At 51.1% G+C, this 20,322-nt stretch carries 13 protein-coding genes; 8 read left to right on the forward strand and 5 right to left on the reverse strand.

What is annotated here, in order from left to right; all coding sequences use genetic code 11:
• The first annotated feature begins 432 nt into the window (after positions 1–432).
• Complete coding sequence (locus ACFMKP_RS00145; protein ID WP_382287936.1) at positions 433–2,199, forward strand: ABC transporter ATP-binding protein; 1,767 nt, start codon at positions 433–435, stop codon at positions 2,197–2,199.
• 164 nt (positions 2,200–2,363) lie between these two features.
• Positions 2,364–4,217: an ABC transporter ATP-binding protein gene (locus ACFMKP_RS00150; RefSeq protein WP_382287938.1), complete on the forward strand. Its 1,854-nt coding sequence runs from the start codon at positions 2,364–2,366 to the stop codon at positions 4,215–4,217.
• Between the two features lie 433 nt (positions 4,218–4,650).
• On the opposite strand, the gene ACFMKP_RS00155 is transcribed toward ACFMKP_RS00150, so the two are convergent.
• Entirely contained in the window at positions 4,651–5,565 is a 915-nt protein-coding gene (locus tag ACFMKP_RS00155) for a hypothetical protein (protein ID WP_382287940.1), read from the reverse strand.
• Positions 5,566–5,679: 114 nt separating this feature from the next.
• The gene (locus ACFMKP_RS00160; protein ID WP_382287942.1) at positions 5,680–6,639 is read right to left on the reverse strand and encodes a hypothetical protein; all 960 of its coding nucleotides are present in this window, start codon (positions 6,637–6,639) and stop codon (positions 5,680–5,682) included.
• Between the two features lie 703 nt (positions 6,640–7,342).
• Here ACFMKP_RS00160 and ACFMKP_RS00165 point away from each other — a divergent pair.
• The 3 genes from ACFMKP_RS00165 (at position 7,343) to ACFMKP_RS00175 (ending at position 10,481) form a co-directional block, all read left to right on the forward strand.
• Positions 7,343–7,801 (forward strand): DinB family protein, encoded by a 459-nt coding sequence (locus ACFMKP_RS00165; protein ID WP_382287944.1) that lies wholly within the window; start codon positions 7,343–7,345, stop codon positions 7,799–7,801.
• Between the two features lie 147 nt (positions 7,802–7,948).
• The gene (locus ACFMKP_RS00170; RefSeq protein ID WP_054536238.1) at positions 7,949–8,959 is read left to right on the forward strand and encodes a GHMP kinase; all 1,011 of its coding nucleotides are present in this window, start codon (positions 7,949–7,951) and stop codon (positions 8,957–8,959) included.
• A gap of 112 nt (positions 8,960–9,071) precedes the next feature.
• Positions 9,072–10,481: a hypothetical protein gene (locus ACFMKP_RS00175; protein ID WP_382287946.1), complete on the forward strand. Its 1,410-nt coding sequence runs from the start codon at positions 9,072–9,074 to the stop codon at positions 10,479–10,481.
• Between the two features lie 54 nt (positions 10,482–10,535).
• Here ACFMKP_RS00175 and ACFMKP_RS00180 read toward each other — a convergent pair whose 3' ends face one another.
• A complete protein-coding gene (locus ACFMKP_RS00180) occupies positions 10,536–12,416 on the reverse strand; it encodes a hypothetical protein (protein WP_382287948.1) in 1,881 nt (626 codons plus the stop codon).
• A 766-nt stretch (positions 12,417–13,182) separates the two neighbouring features.
• Here ACFMKP_RS00180 and ACFMKP_RS00185 point away from each other — a divergent pair.
• From ACFMKP_RS00185 to ACFMKP_RS00195, 3 genes are read left to right on the forward strand one after another with little or no spacing between them, the layout of a single operon-like run.
• A complete protein-coding gene (locus ACFMKP_RS00185; protein ID WP_382287950.1) occupies positions 13,183–13,920 on the forward strand; it encodes an alpha/beta fold hydrolase in 738 nt (245 codons plus the stop codon).
• A 33-nt stretch (positions 13,921–13,953) separates the two neighbouring features.
• Positions 13,954–15,999 (forward strand): hypothetical protein, encoded by a 2,046-nt coding sequence (locus ACFMKP_RS00190; protein WP_382287952.1) that lies wholly within the window; start codon positions 13,954–13,956, stop codon positions 15,997–15,999.
• A gap of 2 nt (positions 16,000–16,001) precedes the next feature.
• Complete coding sequence (locus ACFMKP_RS00195) at positions 16,002–16,829, forward strand: endo alpha-1,4 polygalactosaminidase (RefSeq protein ID WP_382287954.1); 828 nt, start codon at positions 16,002–16,004, stop codon at positions 16,827–16,829.
• A 49-nt stretch (positions 16,830–16,878) separates the two neighbouring features.
• On the opposite strand, the gene ACFMKP_RS00200 is transcribed toward ACFMKP_RS00195, so the two are convergent.
• Positions 16,879–17,250 (reverse strand): DUF983 domain-containing protein, encoded by a 372-nt coding sequence (locus tag ACFMKP_RS00200; protein WP_054536244.1) that lies wholly within the window; start codon positions 17,248–17,250, stop codon positions 16,879–16,881.
• A 524-nt stretch (positions 17,251–17,774) separates the two neighbouring features.
• Positions 17,775–19,940, reverse strand: a complete 2,166-nt coding sequence (locus ACFMKP_RS00205) for an ATP-dependent RecD-like DNA helicase (protein ID WP_382287957.1) — start codon at positions 19,938–19,940, stop codon at positions 17,775–17,777.
• Positions 19,941–20,322: the final 382 nt, after the last annotated feature.

Raw genomic sequence — 20,322 nt, forward strand, 5'->3', positions numbered from 1 at the left:
CCTCACCCCAGCCCCCTCTCCCACTGCACGCGGGCGAGGGGGAGCACCCGTTTTCACCACCAATCATGCAACAACCACAGCATGAAAGCCCCTCGCCCGCCGCAGTGGGAGAGGGGTTGGGGTGAGGGGATCTTAACGACCGACCCTTGTACGAGATTCCTCTCTTACTGCACGCGGGCGAGGGGGAGCCGAAAAACGAACAATCCTGCTTTTATACGCGGGCTGAGGCTAAATCTACGGCGAATTTAGCTCAATAATCACAACAATGCACCAAGGACACATCGCAATTAAGCTGATGTGTCCTTGCTGTTTAACCCCTGAACTGTCCCTTTGGAACATAATCATGCGACCAAAGTCGGATATTGTTATGCACATTTTAGCATATACTATATAGTCTGCTGGTTCGGGATAACCAACACAAAGGAGGCATGCGTGAAGCATCTAGATCAGTATCGACGATTACTGGCCCACTTAAAGCCCTACCCTAGGCAAGTGTTCTATGCCTATGGCTCAACTCTGTTGGCGGTCGGCTTAAACATTGCAATTCCCCAATTGCTCAAACAAGCAATTGACGAAGGGATTGCTAGCGGCTCAAGTCGGGCCTTGTTGATTACTGCGCTCATTATTTTGGGCGTGGCAGTTGTGAGGGTTATTTTCGGCTTTGCTCAACGCTATTATAGCGAGTGGCTGAGCTTTCGCGTGGCCTACGATTTGCGCAATCGTTTTTACGATGCGATTCAACGGCTGCCGTTTTCGTTCCACGATCGCTCACAAACTGGCGATTTGATGAGTCGTGCGACGAGCGATATTACCGAAACTGAGCGCTTTGTCGGGGTTGGGCTACTTGAACTTAGCTCGACTATGCTTTTGCTTTTCGGGATTATCGTGGCCATGATTGTTGAGGATTTAACCTTGACTGGCTTGGCACTTTTGCCCTTGCCCGTGCTGCTCTACGCCACAATTCGCTTTGGCAACACCGTCGAGCCGCTGTTTACCAAAATTCAAGAGCAAATGGGCAAGCTCTCGACGATGATGCAAGAAAGCCTAACGGGCATTCGTGTGGTCAAAGCCTTTGCCCGCGAGCCATATGAACTAGAAAAATTTGATCGTGATAATGGCGAGTGGTATAACCGTCGTTTTGCCGTCATTCGCATTTGGGGCAATAGCTGGCCCTTTTTCAACTTTTTGGTCGCCATCAGCGTGATTATTTTGCTCTGGATTGGCGGCCCGCAAGCAATTGATGGCAAGATTACGGTTGGCTCGTTATTCGCCATGATCAGCTATGTGTTGTTGTTGAACAACCCCGTGCAACGCTTGGGCTTTACGGTCAACTTGGCTGCGACGGCGGTTGCTAGCTCGGCCCGCGTGTTTGAAATTATCGATACCTACGATGAACTGGCCGATAAAACCGCTGCTCAGGGCTTGGAGCATGTGCAAGGCCACGTCAAGTTTGAGCAGGTGTCGTTTGCCTATCGCGAAGGTGGCCGCCCAACTTTGCACGATGTTTCGTTTGAGGCCAAACCGGGCCAAGTGATCGCCTTGATGGGGCCAACTGGCTCTGGCAAGAGCACAATCACCAACCTGATTCCACGCTTCTACGACCCAATTGAAGGTCGGGTGTTGGTCGATGGCCACGATGTGCGCGATTTGGCAATTAAAAGTTTGCGTGAACAAATTGGGATTGTGCTGCAAGATTCATTCTTATTCAGCTCAAGCATTGCCGACAACATTCGCTACGGGCGGCCCGATGCTAGCGACGAAGAGGTGATTGTAGCGGCCAAAGCAGCCCGCGCCCACGATTTTATTCTCAATTTCAGCGAAGGCTACCAAACCAAAGTTGGCGAGCGTGGCGTGACGCTTTCTGGTGGTCAACGCCAGCGCATCGCAATTGCCCGCGCCTTGTTGCTCAACCCACGGATTTTGATTTTGGATGATTCAACATCGAGCGTGGATACCGAAACCGAGCACTTGATTCAACAAGCACTCGACCAATTGATGCAAGGTCGCACGACCTTTGTGATTGCCCAACGCTTGTTGACGCTCAAAAATGCCGACCAAATTTTGGTGCTCGATGCTGGTAAGGTGGTGCAACACGGCACACACGAACAATTATTGGCCCAATCTGGCCTGTATCGCACCATCTACGATCTGCAACTCAAAGATCAAGAGGAAAGCCTTGTCGAAGAACAAAGAGCATAGAACATAGAACATAAGGGTACGTTTTGATCCACGAAGGACACAAAGAGCACGAAGTAGCGATGGCTCAAGGACAAAGAATAATATTTTTAAACCTAGTCCCTGCTGTCTAGCTCTTGATCCCTTTTGATTTTTGACTTCTGCCTTTTGATATTATGGGGTTTTCCATGACAACCAAAGCTTTAGCGCCGTCGCGCAAGCGCGATGATGAAATAGAAAAAAAGGTCGCCGATTTATTGCCCAAGGACGATGAAAATAGCTTGGGCAAGGCTTACGATCCGCGTTTGATGCGTCGGTTATTGGCTTTTATCGTGCCCTACAAACGCACCATGACCGCCGCAATTGTGCTGATGATTATTGGCACAGTGCTGTCGGTCGTTTCGCCGTGGGTGATTGGTCAAGCAATTGACGTGGGCATCAAGGCCAAATCGCTCAATTCGCTCTACACGTGGACAATTATTTTTGCGGTGGTTTCGTTGGGCGAATGGCTCTCGAACCGCTCGCGGATTCACTTGTTGGCGATTGTCGGCACGGGCGTGGTGGCTGATGTCCGTTCAGCGCTGTTTCGCCATTTGCAGCGTTTATCGCTCAATTTCTACAATCGCTACAGCGTTGGTCGCTTGATGAGCCGCCTCATTTCCGATGTTGATGTGTTGCAAGATTTCGTTACCTGGTCGATTACTGGGCTAACCCGCGCAACCTTCTCATTGGTGGGCATTACGCTGGCCATGCTCTGGCTCAACTGGAAATTGGCGCTGGTAACCTTTGCCGTGCTGCCAATTATGGTCATCGTGACCAACTACTGGCGGGTGCGGGTGCGCCAAGCCTATCGCTCAACCCGCGAACGAATCGCCTTGATTAACGGCTATTTGAACGAATCGATCTCAGGCATTCGCGTGACCAAAAGTTTTGTGCGTGAAGAGGCCAACGGCGAGCACTTCGACGATCTCAATCGCTCGTATTTCAATGCCAACACCAGCGCCGCGCGCTTGGCCGCGACCTTCTTCCCTGCCGTCGATTTTATGGGTTCGTTAGCAACAGCCTTGGTGGTGGGCGTTGGTGGTTGGTTAGTGGTCGGCGATGAGCTAACGCCTGGGGTTTTAGTGGCGTTTGTCTTGTATGTCAGCCGCTTTTTCGACCCAATTTTGGAATTGGCGCAACGCTACAACACCTTTCAATCGACCATGGCCTCATCGGAGCGCATGTTTGCCTTGCTTGATACCGAGCCGGATATGCTTGACGCGCCGAATGCCAAAATCTTGCCAGCAGTACGTGGCCATGTGATGTTTGACCATGTATCGTTTGGCTATGCTGATGGCGAGCCAGTGTTGCGTGATGTGACCCTCGAAGCCCAGCCAGGCGAGACGATTGCCTTGGTTGGCGAAACTGGCGCTGGCAAAAGCACAATCATTCGTTTGCTTGGGCGCTTCTTCGATGTAACCGATGGCGCGGTGTTGGTCGATGGCCATGATATTCGCGACGTAACCCAAGCGAGCTTGCGCCAACAATTGGGGATTGTGTTGCAAGATACTTTCCTCTTTGGTGGTAGCATTAGCGACAATATTCGTTATGGCCGCTTGGATGCCAGCGATGAGGCTGTGATTGCCGCCGCCAAAGCAGTTGGTGCCCACGAATTTATCGAGCGCATGCCCGAAGGCTACAACACCGATGTTGGCGAAAATGGGGTGAACTTGAGCGTTGGCCAACGCCAAATTCTCTCATTTGCCCGCGCCTTGTTGGCCGACCCACGCTTGCTGATTTTGGATGAAGCGACCAGCAGCGTTGATACCACGACCGAGCGCCAAATTCAGGCCGCTTTGGATACGCTGATGCGGGGCCGAACCAGCTTTGTGATTGCCCACCGTTTGAGCACCATCACCAGCGCCAACAAAATTGTGGTGCTTGATCGCGGCCAGATTAGCGAAATGGGCACCCATGCCGAGTTGCTAGCCCGCAAAGGCCGTTACTACAACCTTTACACCATGCAATGGAGCAAAGGCAACGGCACGATTGGCGAGTAAGAGCATAGAACATAGAACATAGAGCAGAGAACATAGGGGACGCTAGAGAATTTCGGTTCTCAGTGTCCCTTCTATTGATCCACGAAGCGCACAAAGATCACGAAGAACGGGAACCGCGAAGGACGCGAAGATCACGAAGATGGGTTATTGGCTATTGGAGGTTCCAACTCATCCGCGATAGCCGATAGCCATCAGCCATCGTTTCTCTGCGCCTCTGCGTTAAAATCCTTGCCTCTGAACCACGAAGCGCACGAAGAACGATTTTTTTGCCACAGATTGGCACAGATTATTGAGATTATTATTCTGCTAGCCCATAGCCATCGTTTCTCTGCGCCTCTGCGTTAAATGCCGATTCAAGCAATAACCGCAATGCCCCCGTTAGCCAAAAGCCAAAAGCCTATAGCCATACATGCTCTGCGCCTTTTGAAGTGTGCTACTTGCTGGTTGGTGTAACTGCAACTGGTGTGATTTTGGTGGGCATTGCTGGAATACTTGAATCAGTGGGATCAAGCCATTGGCGGGTTTCAAGGTTGAAGATAAAGCGTTGCGGTGGGCTTGCCCGATTTTTCAAATACACCAATGGCCATGCTGCTGATTCAACCATAATAAGGCCTAGTGGTTGCTCAGTATGGTATTCCTGCCTCCGCAGTTCTGCGATTGTTAATGAAGGGCCAGAGGCAAAGACAAGCAGAATCCCTTGATCCGGTTCCGCACTGAGCGCCCCCGTAAAAAGATAATAATAAATATGCTTCGCAGTGTCATTTACAATCCAACAGTTGCCGCGAATTGTATCTGATCCATGGTTGCATTCAAAAACTTGCCCTTCGACCGGAAGCGGTTCTGGGGTTGGGCTATAGCCTAATGCCATCTCTGTTGCAAATGCGCTTCTGCGAGGTGAAAGCGTTGAAATAATGCTCGATGTTGGGAATTCGCCTCCAGCATACACGGTTGCTAGATCCCATGCCCACTGAGTTTGATCGGCAAAGAATTGCTTCTCTTTGTTATTAAGCGCAGTAATTTGATCGATGTGATATTGGGTTGCAAGCACAGCGCTGGTTGCGGTCTTCCCAGGGCTTAATTGAATTGCTGTGGTTGCACTGCTAGAAAATGCGAATACTGCGGCTCGTGTAATGCTTATAAGATCGGCTGGGCCACCCGAAGATTGAGCCGTACTCTCATCCATCGTCAACTGCGTTCGGCCACAACTGACCGCCGCCAGCGCCACGATCAGTAATCCGATTAATCTGCGATAGGTCATCTTGATCCTCTCCCATACATAGCTTAAAGAACGATTGCAACCACGAAGGGGGATTAGGCTATTGGCTATTGGAGGTTCCAACTCATCCACGATAGCCCATAGCCATCAGCCATACATTTGCTGCGCCTCTGTGTTAAAGTGCTCTTGCTTCTCTTTCCTGAAATCTGACTCCTGAAACATATTTTGACTATTGCTTGCAGGTGCTTATTTTTTGATCGGTCTGGTTTTGGTTTCAAGCGTTGGCGTAATTGGCAGTTTGCTTACCGTAAATTCTATAAGCCTACTATTAATTTTCCATGCGGTTGTATTGCTGGCTGGCGCGCCAATAATCACCAATTCGTGGAAGCCTGCTTGCGGCACCCACTTTTCTCCTGGCTCGATAAAGGTATAGGGTGGCGTATGATCAATTCGATGAGGGGACTCGTTATCAAGCAGAAAGGTGACATGGCCAATCGTCGGAGGATTTGTATGTACTTGAAGATTAAAATGCTTGGTTGGTAATGAATCAAGGATAATAATTGCCGGATTGGGCATGGGATCAAAGCCGGGAATCGGCAGGTTGGTATCGCCGTCAAGCAAACTCACCCCTACAATCTCGATGCTTGGGGCAATTGTCGGAATGATCAGCGTTGGCCAAATAGTGGTGGTTGGATTGAGCATAATTGGCGTGCCATTGAGATCAGTCCATTGATAGGTTTCTAGATTGAAGAGTGCTTCAAAATGCACCCCCACCGAAATCACCAGCGATGGCAGCATTTCCCTCACAATCGTCAAGCCACCTAAATCAACGGGGAAATGAAATTTATTGATATACTCACCATTTTTGTAAACAGTCAGATAGCCAGATACAATCGCATAATTCGCAGGTTTATGAATGACTCCGTTGCCTTCAACGAAAACATCAGTACCATTAACTAAGCCATGCCAGCAATTAATGATAAATCCTGGCGGGCCAGGTTCTGCGATATAGTTCTTGCATTCTTTTTGGGCAAAAAGCCGATATTCTTCGGTTGGCGTGTTTGCGATTGGTTGGTAAGTGACGAATGGCGATGGCGTATTGAGGCTGGTTGGTGTGGTATTTTGGTCTAAACTGGTTTGATTGCGGCTACAACTCACTGCTAGCAATCCAACCAACAGCAATCCAATCAGCAACAGATAGCGCATGGTAAACCCTCTCAACATTGCTCAATCAACAAAGGGGATGGTGTTAGCGATTGAACGTGGTACTAGCCTAAATCGTAGACCCAAGGCCAATCAATGATAATTGGCTGAGAATGAGCTTACAGTGAGCGATGAAGCGCACAAGAATTGCTTTTTTGATCCACGAAGAACGGGAACCGCGAAGGGCGCGAAGATCACGAAGGCTGAGTTTTTTGCCACAGATTGCCCAGATTAGCTTGATTATTGTTCCGATAGCCAATAGCTGTATTGGTACATGAGGTTAACCATGGCCTGATCCCCTCATCCCATCGGATGGGCGAGGGGCTTTAACGTTGTGGTTCTTGCGCAATACGTCGGTAAAAACCCGTGCTCCCCTCGCCCGCGTTCAGTGGGAGAGGGGTTGGGGGTGAGGGCATGACGCTGGTTGCCAACCCAATAAACCATTACATATAGCCCATAGCCATCGTTTCTCTGCGCCGCTGCGTTAAGAAACCCATCTCCAGTCCTAATTACCGATCCCAACACCTATGCTCTATGTTCTATGTTCTATGCTCTATGTTCTTTTTGCCTTCATCCCTCATCCTTTCCTCTGTTCTATACTCTTTTTTGCCTTCTGACTTTTGCCTTTTGACTTTTGACTTCATCCCTCATCCTTCATCCCTAAATTTAAGCTACTATTAGCACCTAAGCTGATTTGCGAGGTAGTATGCGAAATTTGATTCTCAAGCTCATTGCCCAATTCTATTTCATTCGGCCAGCCAAAAACCGTACCTATGGCGATTATGAGAAGCTTTTGACCGAAAGCGGTACAGCGATTGAACAGCGCACGAATAACGCCAGCGATCTGCCTGAAAATCGCCAACAACTGCGACATATTATCGGCATCGAACGCTGGGGCGCGCAGCGGCTCAAGGTCTGTTTTGGCGAGCCATTTAATCGCGATGAATACGAGGCCTATGCGCCAGCAGAAGATCGCTCATGGCCGCAATTGTTGGCCGATTTCAAGGCCACCCGCCAAGAAACGATTGCCTTGGCCAAACGTTTTGCACTTGAACAACCAAGCAGCGATGTGGTTGAACACAACGATTTTGGCCCGCTTAATGCCCGTACATGGCTGCAATATCTCTATTCGCACGCCGATAAAGAGGCCAAACGCTTGCGCTAAACCGTCAGCCTGAAGCCGCTCGCAAAAAACATGCAGATTGCTAAAATCTGCTACCATAAAGCGCCATTGCCTGCGATGGCGTTTTGTTGTGCCAACCAACCCTCATCGCTATGCCGCGTGCGTTTGGCATGGCTCAAGGAGTAGCGTGTGAAATTATTTAAAGCGAAAGCACCAATGCGGATTGGTTTTTTTGGTGGGGGCACTGATGTTAGCCCCTATGCAGAAGAACATGGCGGCAAGGTGCTCAATTGTACGATTGATAAATATGTGCGCTGTATGCTCAAGCCCACTGATCAGCCTGGCATCACGATTCGCTCGCTCGATTTGAGTGCGGTCAGTCGGGCGATGACTGGGCGCGAATGGTCTGGCAAGCTCTCGTTGCCCCAAGCGGTGATCGATGCCCACCCTGAAATCAGCGGCGTTGAAATTACCATGTTCAGCGACGTACCGCCAGGCTCAGGCTTGGGTTCATCATCGGCTTTGGTGGTGAGCATGCTCAAATTGCTCGACACCGCCTATAACCTCAAGCTCGATGCCTATGAAATGGCCGAATTGGCTTATCGGATCGAACGGGTTGATTTGGGGATTCCAGGCGGTCGTCAAGACCAATATACGGCGGTATTTGGTGGCATGGCGGTGCAGCACTTTGGCGGGCCACAGGTTATTATCGAGCGCGTTGCAACCAACGAAGATGCCTTGTTGGAATTAGAATCGTGCTTGATCATTGGCTATGTGCGCGATCGTAAGCTGCTGACCCATAATTTGGTGCAAGACCAAGTGCGGCGCGTGACCGAAGGAGAAACCTTGCGCCTGCACGATGAAACCAAAGCTATGGTTGACGAAGGCGCGAAGCTTTTGCGCCGTGGCCAAATCAAAGAATTTGGCAAATTGCTGCACCACGCTTGGGAAATTAAAAAAGCCTTTTCACCGCATATTGCGCCACCGATTGTCAACGAAATTTACGATCTTGCGCTACGCCAAGGTGCGTGGGGCGGCAAATTGTCGGGCGCTGGTGGCGGTGGCTTTATGTGCTTCTGCGTGCCATTCAGCAAGCGGCTGCAACTTGAGGCGGCCTTGATTGAAGCTGGTGTGACCGTGCGCCCGTTCTCGTTTACCAAGCAAGGCGTGCATGCTTGGAGCGTCGAAGAAGACGATTAATACTTACAGCCCAAGCGACAATGGATTCGTGTTGCTTGGGCTGTAATGAAATAAAAGTTTAGCCTGATCCTCTTTATGTTTTGAACTTCGCTTTGTTCAGTAGGAGGAATGTATGCAGCATGTACGACGTTGGTGTTCGGCGGTCGGCCTGTTGGCTCTAGCACTTTCCCCAATTATTGCCCAAGCCCAAGAACCACAAGCGATTTCCGCGAAGAATCAATTCAACCCGCCCGCCCATGATCCATTCGGCGTAACGACGATCAACCAAACAAATCCCAAAAGCTCGGAAACGCCAGATATTTATGGCGCTTTAGCTAGCGGCAGCGCTGCCCAATGTGGCAGTGGGATTGCCAACTGGACGACAACCTCCGCTGCGTTGATTCCAATCGTTAGTTGTAGTTTGACCTTCTCTGAGCCTGGTTTTGTCTATCTGGCTGCTTCGGCCTCGCTGGGCATTGCGAGCGAGAGTAGCAGTTATGAAGCGCTTTTTCGGCTGGGAGCCGATAGCATTAGCGGCGATCCTGGCACTGATCGTTGGGTCAATATCTATACCGACAGTAGCGATGGCACCGATAAAAACTTAGCGGTTTCCAAGATTGTTGGGGTTACCGCAGGCACCCACACCTTCTACTTTCTTGGCTCGCGCTTCTCAGCCAGCGGTACGGTCAATCTTTATAATCCAATTTTGAGTGTACTCTATTTTCCAAATTCAAGCCCGATTAAAGCCTGTAACGCCAACCTCAATGGCAACTGGACAACCAGCAGCGAGACCTTAACCGAAATTAACAGTTGTAGCTTGAATTTACCTCAAGCTGGCCATGTTTACATGAACGCCAATGCCTCTGCTTCGTTTGTCAATCAAGCTTACGAAGTTGAAACGCGACTCGCGATTGATACGACCAACGTCGCTGGCAGCTATCGCTGGACAAATATTGAGGCCGATACTGGCGATGGGACTGATGAATCGGTGGCTACCAGCCAGCTCATGCCCGTTACCAGCGGTACGCATACGTTTAAGTATTTGGCAGGGCGCAGCACGGGCACAGGCACCGTTAATCTCTTTGATCCTTCATTGAGTATCATTTACTTTCCAGCAGGAGCAGTTACTGCCCTGCGTTGTGGTCAAGGCGGCGCTGGCAGCTGGAGCAGTGCGGTAAGCACATTTTCGCCCTTGGCTTCGTGTAGCATGCAAACTGGTAATGGGGTTGTATTTATGGATGGCAATGCCTCAGCTGGATTAAACGCTCCAACCGATGCTGCTTGGGAAGGCTTGTTCCGCTTCAGTATTGATGGGATTGGCCTAGCCAACACCGATCGCTGGCTTAATGTCTATCCTGATAGTGGCGACGGCACTGATCGGGTGATCAACAGCCAAGGCTTAGCCTTGCTTCCCCAAGGTGTGCATAGTTTCGCCTTTACTGGCCGCCGCTATGCAGGCACTGGTACTGTCCATGTATTTCGGCCAGCGCTGATCGTGCTGGCATCACCAACCAAGATTTTCATCCCAGCGGCAATTAAATAACAAGCGACTAAAAGTAAAACGGCTGAGGTGGTTGCCTCAGCCGTTTTTGTGTGTTTATTCGTCGTCAGCGTCGAAGGTGTTACTATCGCTGCTGGTTTCGTCTTCTGGTGGCGGGAAGTAAATAACTGCCGCTTCCTCGACGAGGAAATCTTGCTCTTCGGCCAATTCGCCCAGCAAATAGCTGCGGGTTGCTGGCCGTTGGACATTGACCCCCAAGAACAGATCATCGATGCTTAGCTCGAAGCCAGCGCGATCGCCTGGACGAGGTTGTCCAACTTGCTCCAACACATAGCCAGCGGTTGTGGCTAAGCGGCGGCGTTCGCCCGAAGTCAAGACCTTCATGTTTTTGAGCCGTGGCAAGCGCTCTTGGCTGGCAATCAAATCGTTATCAGCATCGCAGTAGAAATTGTGCTTAACGAAGGCGTAGCGGCCTTTTTTATCGTCTTGTTGCAACAATTTCACTTCAGCGCCGCTGGTTTCTTCGTATTGCAGCGTCCAAACACTTGGGTCATCGGTTGCCGAAAGCGTAATCAACGCGCCAGGCACCAAATGTTCCTTGAAGAAATCTTCGAGGCCATGCAGCCAGCCACCGCGGTTGGCGGTTGGGTAGCGCAATTCAGCCAAGTAGAAACTATAGTGCTGTGGTGATTCGATCCGCAAAATAGCCGTGCGTTGTTCTGGCAATAATGGTTGTGGCAACAACGCCTTCAAGGCTGCATCGTAGGGCAATACGCCGTATTCCCATTCGAAGAAGCTCAAGAAGCGGCTAAGTTGGCGATTTTGCTTAATATCATCGGCGCTGGTTTGGCTCAAGCTATCATCGAATTGCGGAGTTTCTTCGAGGAAGCTATAGAACTGACCAAGCTCGCTGGTTTTCAAGCGTTTGGTGCCAACTGCTGGCAAGCCTTTGGCGCTCCACAAGCGTGCGCCTTGCACCCCAACAAACTCGAAATCTTTTTCGCGATTCAGCCGATAGTTCAAAGCAAAGCGGAAGGTTACATAATCGTTATCGCGGGGATTTCGATAGTAAACATCGCTCAAAATTGACGTATCGGGCATTGGCTCGCCTTGCTCCACGATATACTCGCGGATGCGGCGCAAATCGCCTTTGCTGAGGGTTGGGATATTTTCTTCAGCAAAATATTCATCGCCAAAGGCCACAATCCGGCGCAATGGGTCATTATCGATTGCTTGCGATAAGGCTGCTTGAATCGTATTGCCATGATCGGCCAAAATTGCTTCGACTGATTGGGCAAAATCAAGCGCCTCGCCGTTTGGCAGCACCAACGAAGTTGCGTTGGCAACCGGAGCTGGAGCTGGCTTTTCAACAACGATTGTTGGCGCAACCGCAACTGGCGCAGCTTCGACTGGTGCAACAACTTCTTCGAAAGCTTCATCCTCATCAGCGTCAACATTGGTGCTAGCCAAAGCTGGGGCGACTGGATTGATAATTTCGCCTTCTTCGCCAGTGGTTGGCGAGCGTTGCTGCCAATAATCCGAGATAAATACTGGCTCAATCGTGGTTAAAGCAGGGCGAGTACGGGTAATCACCACGCTCAAATCATCGATTGGCAAGGGATTTTCTGGCTCGTGCAGCCGTTTGGCAAAGCTATGGCGTGTATCGATTTGAGGCTCGGTGTAGTAGCCGAGGCGGGTCGTGGCATACACCACTTGCTCGCCCTCGTCAATGCGCCGAAAAATTTGGCTATTGGCTTCAAGGGCGGCGCTAATGCTGGCTTCTAAGGCACTGGCATCAACCCCATCTTGGCTCGCGATAAACGCGGCAAGATTGGCTACCGTTTGGCGAACCGGAACATTTTCGGGAAAAAAGGCACTTTGCAGCATCATCACATTGAAGGCACGCTCAGCCAGCGTTTGCTGCTCGCTGCTACCATTCCATGTTGGTTGAGCCGGTGCATTGGTTGGACTACTCATCGCCCTTCCTCCTCAACCACCAGCGAGCGCAAAATTTCGACATATTTCGCGGTGATCGCTTCTAACGTTTGAGGCTGGTTGGATGTCCGCAACCATTGGATCAGACGTTCCAAGCCAGTTTCACCGAGTCGAATTGATTTAACATCAATTGGCATATCGGTCTGTGTTCTCCACCAAGCCCCAAATAGCTAGGGCATGGTTCTAATAAAGAGTCATTACAGTAGGCGCAAATGGTTATGACCCCATCTTGGCGATGCGGTAACGGCTATTATACCATACAACCGCTGATTGCATGCGCAATCAAGCCAATCTCAAGCTTAAGGGTTGATTTTAAGAGCCCCTCACCCCAACCCCTCTCCCACGTCGCGGGCGAGGGGCTTTAAACGCGTGGTTCTGTAGCAACGTGTGGTGCATGCCCTCACCCCAACCCCTCTCCCGTGGCGCGGGCGAGGGGCTTTAAACGCGTGGTTCTGCGGCAACGTGTGGTAAAAACCAGTCGATTCCCCTCACCCCAACCCCTCTCCCACGGCGCGGGCGAGGGGCTTTAACGCCGTGGTTCTTGCACAATACGTCGGTAAAAACCAGTGCTCCCCCTCGCCCGCGTTCAGTGGGAGAGGGGGTTGGGGGGTGAGGGAACGCTCCTCGTTGCTAATCCAATAAACCATTCCATCTATGTCCTTTGCTCTATGCTCTCTGTTCTTTGCTCTCATCCTTGAGGATGGATTGCGCGTAGAATGAAACTGAATCGCATTCAGGAGTTCGCGCTATGAGAATTGTTAAACGGATTGCCCTTGGTTTGCTGACGATCGTTGTACTTTTTGGGCTGGGCTTTGTGTTTTGGGCAAGCATGGCCGCTGAACCAATGCCTACCGCAACTGCGGCATTAGTTTCGGATCAAAATGTCACCGTCACCCAAGGCGATTGGCTGGTTTTTGAGCCAACCACTGCGCCCACAACTGGCTTTGTTTTTTACCCTGGGGCGCGAGTTGAAGCCGCTGCCTATGCGCCAATGGCTCACGAATTGGCGCAAAATGGCTATTTGGTGGTGATTGTGCCAATGCCGCTGAATATGGCAATTTTTGGCGCGAATCGCGCCGATGCGGTGCTTGCAGCCTATCCCCAAATTGAACATTGGGCGATTGGCGGGCATTCGTTGGGCGGGGCGATGGCTGCCAAATATAGCCATGAGCATGGCGAGGCCATCGATGGCCTGATTCTTTTGGCTGCTTACCCCACCGCCTCGAACAATTTGGCTGATCGCCAGCTGGCAAGCACCATGATTTACGCCAGCAACGATGGCTTGGCAACCTTGGCCGATATTGACGCAGCCCGCCCATTAATGCCTGCCACAACCACATGGGTCGAAATTCAGGGCGGTAATCATGCCCAATTTGGTTGGTATGGCGAGCAAGCAGGTGATCTGCCAGCCACAATCGACCATGCGGAGCAGCACAAACAAACCGTGCAAGCTGCGCTAGACGTACTCCAACAACTTGATCAATAATGCTGCACCATCTTGAATAGGTTGGCTGATTGCATGGATGAGCGTTTTCGTTGGTGGCCGACAAGCAGTCGCTATCGACTCATATTAATTCTTTTGCTGGTTGGAGCGGCGGCGGTGCGGTTGGCCTTATGGCTCTTGCCAAGCCATCAACCAGCTAATGACGAAGTTGAATATCTTGCGGTCGCCCGCGATTTGTTGGCTGGCAATGGCTGGCGTTTTTACGATTCGTATCCATGGTTGCGTGCGCCGCTGTACCCATTGTATTTGGCTGCAACCCTCTGGTTGAGCAATAACGATCCCCAAATTGCCCTCTTGTTTAATATCGGGTTGAGCGTATTGCACGTGTGGTTGCTGTGGTTGCTTGGGCGCGAATGGGCTGGCGATCATGCCCACGCCGAAAAAGTGGGCCTTTGGACAGCTGGCTTGGCAAGCGGTTTGCTGACCTTCGCCACCTTTGCCAATTTATGGATGAGCGAAACGCTGTGGAATGTGCTATGGGCCAGCAGTTTGTTGCTGATTTTGCGTTGGCAGCGCAGCAAGCAATTGCGCTTTGCCATGCTCGCAGGCTTGACAATTGGCCTAACAATTTTGACCCGCTCGTTGCCACTGGCCTTTTTGCCAGTACTGATTGGCTGGATGTGGTGGAATTGGCGGGGTTGGCGCAGTGTGCAGCATGGCTTGGCCTTGGGCTTGGTCGCCTGTGCGGTTATTGCGCCATGGTCGCTGCGCAATTGGCTAGCCTATGGTCGCCTGATTACGGTCGAAACCGGCTTTGCCTATAATCTTTGGGCCTTCAGCGAGCCGCCGCTTGAGCTAAGCGAAATCAACACCATCCTTGCTGCCATTCCGAATCCTGCTGAACGCGCCGATTATGCTTCGGCCCGTGGTCGCGAGTTGTTGGCTGCTGACCCGAGTATTTTGGCCCGCAAGCCATGGACAAACACCGTTTATCTATGGCGTATCAAACCAATTGAAGATCGCTTTCTGCAAGCCAATTATTATAGCGATGTGGCCTTGCCCTACCTCCTTGTGGCTTTAATTTTCGATGATTTTTGGTATATCGCTTGTGTAATTTTGGCGCTGTGGGGCTTTGCACGTGCGCCGCGTGATGCGCGTTGGTGGTTGGGATTGCTGTGGGTTGGCTATATCGTTGGTAGCACAATGTTTACCCATGGCGAGGCCCGTTATCGCCAGTTTTTCTGGCCAATTATGCTGATGTATGCAGCGTTTTGCTTGGCAAAATTACGCATCAATACGCCAATTTGGCAGCGTTTGGCTGCAACTGCGCTTGGGTTAATTATTGGTTGGGTGATTATCGATCATTCGCCGTGGCAATTGCTGCAACAACAAGTTCAGCGTGGTTGGTGGGATTGGCGTGCAGATCAAGCGCTGGCTGCTGGCGATTTGCCTCAAGCAGAAGCCGCTAGTTTAAAGGCCCTCAGCATTTTGCCCTCAGCAGATAGTTGGTTGGCTTTTGCCGCAATCAAAGCGCAATTTGGCCAACCAGATGCAGCCCTCGAAGCCTATCTTGCCGCAACCAATCACAATCACGATTATCCCTTGGCCTACTATCGCCTAGGTCAATATTTGCTTGAACGGGGCGATCAAACTGCTGCCAGCGAAGCATGGGCCAATCAATATGTTGATAGCAGCAGCTTGTTGGCGACCGCATGGCAGGCAGCCGATCGGCCAGCAGAGCATTGGATTGATGTGGGCGCTGGTGTGGATATTGGCTTAATTGACGGCTTTTATCCCGCTGAAATCTTGGCCGAAAGCACTGCCCGCTGGTCGATGGCCAAGGCCAAGCTTCGTTTGCCAGCTGGTAAAGCAACAATGTTACGCTTACGCTTGTCTAATCCACGGCCTGTTGAGGCTCCAGCGGCAAAGCTGCAAATTTGTGTTGCAGCGGCCCAATGTGTGCAGGTCGATGGGCTTGGAGCTGAGTGGCGAGTGCTGCAGATACCACTCGCTGCCAGCCAGCATGAACGGCACATTGAAATTTTGGCCCAACCATGGGAACCTGCGAGCGACCAACGTCAGCTTGGGATTGTGCTTGATTGGGTCGAAGTAGTGAGGTAACGATGCGGCGCTTTTGGTTAATTGGGCTTGGCTTGGGGTTGATATTGGTAACGGTACTGTTCGCACGGCCACTGAGCCAACGAGCATTCGTGCCAATCGCCCAGCGCAATGCGTGGTGGCAACCAGCGGTCAATTCGACCATGCAACTGCAATTTAGTGGCATGCCGCTTGATCTTTCGCATGCGGTAACTGTGTATGATCTGGATTTGTTTGATACGAGCAGCGCAACTGTGAGCCAATTGCAGAGCCAAGGTCACAAAGTTGTGTGCTATATCAATGTTGGCGCGTGGGAAGATTGGCGATCTGATGCCAATGCTTTTCCGAGCAGCGTGTTGGGCAACGATTATGAAGGCTGGCTTGGTGAAAAATGGCTTGATATTCGCCAAATTGAGCTGCTTGCGCCGATTATGCGGGCACGAATGGACGAATGCAAAAGCAAAGGCTTTGATGGTATCGAGCCGGATAATATTAATGGCTACCAAAACCCAACTGGCTTTCCCCTGACCGCCAACGATCAATTGGTCTATAATCGCTGGTTGGCCAACGAAGCCCATAGCCATGGCTTATCGATTGGCCTCAAAAACGATTCCGAGCAAGTTGACGAGTTGTTGGCATACTACGATTGGGCCTTAACCGAGGATTGTTTTGATCAAGGTTGGTGTGGCGAATTAAGCCCATTTATTGCTGCTGGCAAGCCAGTTTTTGCGATTGAATATACTGATACTGGGGCGCAAACCAGCCAATTTTGCCCCCAAGCCCGCCAATTGGGCATTAATGCCATGCTCAAACATCGTGAGCTTGATGCCTATCGTGTTGGCTGTGAGCAATAACAACAATGCGGGATGAAGTATGCATCTTCATCCCGCATTATTATTTATTTTAGCCGCGTTCGTCTTTGCCAGTTTCAAGGTCGCCAGTTGCCACCATCAGGCCCAGCCACAGGCCACGGGCAAAGCGATAGAAGATAATATGAAAAATCGACATGACAACCAACAAGGCCAATAAGCCCATCATCAGCTGGTCGCTGGCATAAATCACCAAGAAAATGCCGCCAATAAAGCCCAAAAAGATGGTGAGCACAATATTAATGCCCATTGCGCCAGTGCTTTGGTTACCCGTGGCTTCGTAGCCAACGCCGCAAACGCTACAGTTTGGGTGAATATCGTAATAACTGCGAAACAGCTTACCCTTGCCGCACAACGGGCAACGCCCAATAAACCCACGCAGCATTGCTAAAAGAAAGTTTCCCATGATGTTCCTTACTGATGTGACAACGCTGGCACATCGTCCACTACAAAACTCCAGTTAAGCGCATTATACGCCCCAAACTGCGAGCAAAAACCTAAAAATCTAGTCTAAAACGACTGATCCTATTTAGCATATGTGATTCTTGGGCGTTGTCTATCGAGTTTAGAGCTGAGTTGATCCACGAAGGGCACGAAGGGACACGAAGCACGGAAACCGCGAAGGCCGCGAAGATCACGAAGAACGTTTTTAACCACAGATTGCCCAGATTATTTTTGATTATTTGCTGATAGCCCATAGCCAACCCCAATCCCCAATTACCGATCCCCAGCGCCTATGTTCTATGTGTAATGGTTCATTGCGTTAACTACCGATTTCCCCTCACCCACTAACCCCCTCTCCCGCCCGCGAGGCGAGGGGGAACCACGAAAACAGTGCTCCCCTCGCCCGCGTTCAGTGGGAGAGGGGCTGGGGGTGAGGGCATGAATCTCGTTGCCAATCCCCAGCCCCCAACAGCCGATCCCCAACGCCTATGTTCTATGTTCTGTAACCCGCTGCATCAGCCCAGTAATGCGTTGGATGCTGCGGCGCTGGGCAATGGCAAACTCGACAGCCTGCCAATCGCCAGTCAAAATCACCAATTGGCGGGCGCGGGTAATTGCCGTATATAGCAAAGGTCGATTGAGCAGCACATTGTAATAACGCAACATTGGCACAATCACCACAGGGTATTCCGAACCTTGGGCTTTATGCACGCTAATCGCATAGGCCAAGGCCACTTCATCAAATTCATTCCATTTATAAACCACCGTGCGCGTATCATCAAAATAGACGCTGACGGTGCGTTGATCGTGGTCGATTGTTTGAATTAGCCCTAAATCGCCGTTGCTGACATCGAGATCATAGTTGTTGCGGGTCTGTATCACCCTATCGCCTTCGCGAAATAGCGTTCCCGCAAGGGTTGCTTCGTGGAGATTTGGCTTGGCCGGATTGAGCGCAGCTTGGAGTTGGCTATTGAGTTCGAGCACACCCGCTGCGCCGCGATGGGTTGCCGCCAATACTTGAATATCGCGCAAGGGATCGAATTGGGGAAATTGGCGCGGAATGCGAGTTGTCAACAACTCAACAATCATCGCGCTACATTCGGCGGGGTTGCTGCGCGGAAACCAATAAAAATCGCCGCGATTGACGCTCGGCATTTGACCTTGGTTGATCGCATGGGCATTGGTGATAATTTGGCTATCGGCGGCTTGGCGAAAAATCGTATCCAAATGCACGGTGGTAATGCTGTTGCTCGCCAATAAATCGCGCAACACCGCGCCCGCCCCAACCGCTGGCAATTGATCGGGGTCGCCAACCAAAAGCAAATGCGTGGTTGGAGCCAAGGCCTTAACTACATGATGCGCCAACAAAATGTCAAGCATCGAGGTTTCGTCAATCACCACCAAATCGGCGGCTAAGGGATTGTGCTCATTGCGGCCCCAGCGATCGTTGCCAGCGCCGCCAGCATATTCCAAGGTGCGGTGCAGCGTGGCGGCAGGATGATTGGTTGTTTCGCTGAGGCGGCGGGCAGCGCGACCAGTGGGCGCGGCCAAAATTGTGCGCAAACCTACCTGTTGCAACAAAGCCAAAATCGCCTGCACCGTCGTTGTTTTGCCAGTGCCAGGCCCACCAGTCAGCAACACCACTTTTGAGCGCAACACGGCCAACACTGCTTCTGCTTGGCGTTGGCTCAAATCGAAATTGGCATTATGCAATTGGCGCAGAATAATTGCATCGCTTTGCTGCTTGAAACGCAGTTGAATTGCGCTGGGCAATTCCTGCAAACGCCGTAGGTTGGCGGCCAATTCAGTTTCGGCATGATAATAGGCTGGCAAATAAACCAAATCGCCATCAAGCACCAACAAGACTGATTCAGTTGCGAGCGTCAATTGTTCAGCAATCACGCTCCGCGGTAATTCCAAAATCGCCTGAGTTTGCTCGATTAATGTTGTTTGGGGCAGGGCACAATGGCCTTCGCTATTGGCAACCGTGCCAAGTGTATAGCGCAAGCCAGCAATCACCCGACTTGGCGCATCACGGGCTACGCCCAAGGCTTGGGCAATTTGGTCGGCGGTTGGAAAGCCAATGCCTTCGATCTCCAAGGCTAGCCGATAGGGGTCGTATTGCACGATTTGGCTGGCTTGCTCGCCGTAATGGCGGAAAATCCGCAGCGCCAAACCTGTGGTCAGCCCAACTGCTTGGCCTAATTCCAACAAGGCCTTGATTGAGCGTTGCTCCTGCCACGCGGCGATAATTGCAGCGATTTTCTTGGTGCCCAAGCCTTTGACTTCGCGCAAGCGTTCGGGGGTTTGGTCGAGCACATCGAGGGTTGTTTCGCCAAAGGTATCGGCAATGCGTTGGGCATTAACTGGGCCGATGCCTGGCAACAAGCCAGAGGCCAAGTAGCGCACAATACTTTCGTTGCCGGTTGGGCGGGTGGTCTGATAGCTACTGACTTCAAATTGTCGCCCGTGAGTGCGATGCTCAGTCCATTCGCCTTCGAGTTGTAAACTTTCGCCCACTTGCACATCGGGCAAGCGCCCAACAACCGTGATGACGCTGCGCTGACCCTGGGCTTTCAAACGCGCCACGGTATATCCCGTTTCTTCCGAGCGATAGGTGATGCGTTCTAAGTTGCCAGTTAGTTGCGCCATAGTAAAGTCAAAAGCAAAGATCAAAAGTCAGAAGTCAAAAAGTTGAAACCGCTAAGAGCACGAAGAGCGCGAAGGGTCGTGTGGCTATAGGCTATAGGCTGTAGGCTATTGAATTCAGCAATCATTTATCATCATATGTTCCGATTGCCAATAGCCATCGTTTCTCTGCGCCTCTGCGTTAAATAATCCGACTCCTAAGTCAAAGGTCAACAGTTGAAACCGCGAAGAGCACGAAGGCTGTTTTTAGCCACAGATTGCTTTGATTATGTTCTATGTGTACTGGTACATCAGGTTAACCACCGCCTGATCCCCTCACCCCAACCCCTCTCCCATCCGCTGGGCGAGGGGCTTTCATCCCGCGGTTCTGCCGCACGGCGTGGTG

Origin of the sequence: Herpetosiphon sp. NSE202, assembly GCF_042688385.1 — a bacterium.
In the GTDB taxonomy this organism is placed as follows: Bacteria; Chloroflexota; Chloroflexia; order Chloroflexales; family Herpetosiphonaceae; genus Herpetosiphon.

Coding starts and splice junctions, on each gene's coding strand:
- ACFMKP_RS00205 (WP_382287957.1), bottom strand. CDS start 19,940: ATGGCGCAACTAACTGGCAACTTAGAACGCATCACCTATCGCTCGGAA.
- ACFMKP_RS00190 (WP_382287952.1), top strand. CDS start 13,954: ATGGATGAGCGTTTTCGTTGGTGGCCGACAAGCAGTCGCTATCGACTC.
- ACFMKP_RS00185 (WP_382287950.1), top strand. CDS start 13,183: ATGAGAATTGTTAAACGGATTGCCCTTGGTTTGCTGACGATCGTTGTA.
- ACFMKP_RS00165 (WP_382287944.1), top strand. CDS start 7,343: ATGCGAAATTTGATTCTCAAGCTCATTGCCCAATTCTATTTCATTCGG.
- ACFMKP_RS00150 (WP_382287938.1), top strand. CDS start 2,364: ATGACAACCAAAGCTTTAGCGCCGTCGCGCAAGCGCGATGATGAAATA.
- ACFMKP_RS00195 (WP_382287954.1), top strand. CDS start 16,002: ATGCGGCGCTTTTGGTTAATTGGGCTTGGCTTGGGGTTGATATTGGTA.
- ACFMKP_RS00175 (WP_382287946.1), top strand. CDS start 9,072: ATGCAGCATGTACGACGTTGGTGTTCGGCGGTCGGCCTGTTGGCTCTA.
- ACFMKP_RS00180 (WP_382287948.1), bottom strand. CDS start 12,416: ATGAGTAGTCCAACCAATGCACCGGCTCAACCAACATGGAATGGTAGC.
- ACFMKP_RS00160 (WP_382287942.1), bottom strand. CDS start 6,639: ATGCGCTATCTGTTGCTGATTGGATTGCTGTTGGTTGGATTGCTAGCA.
- ACFMKP_RS00200 (WP_054536244.1), bottom strand. CDS start 17,250: ATGGGAAACTTTCTTTTAGCAATGCTGCGTGGGTTTATTGGGCGTTGC.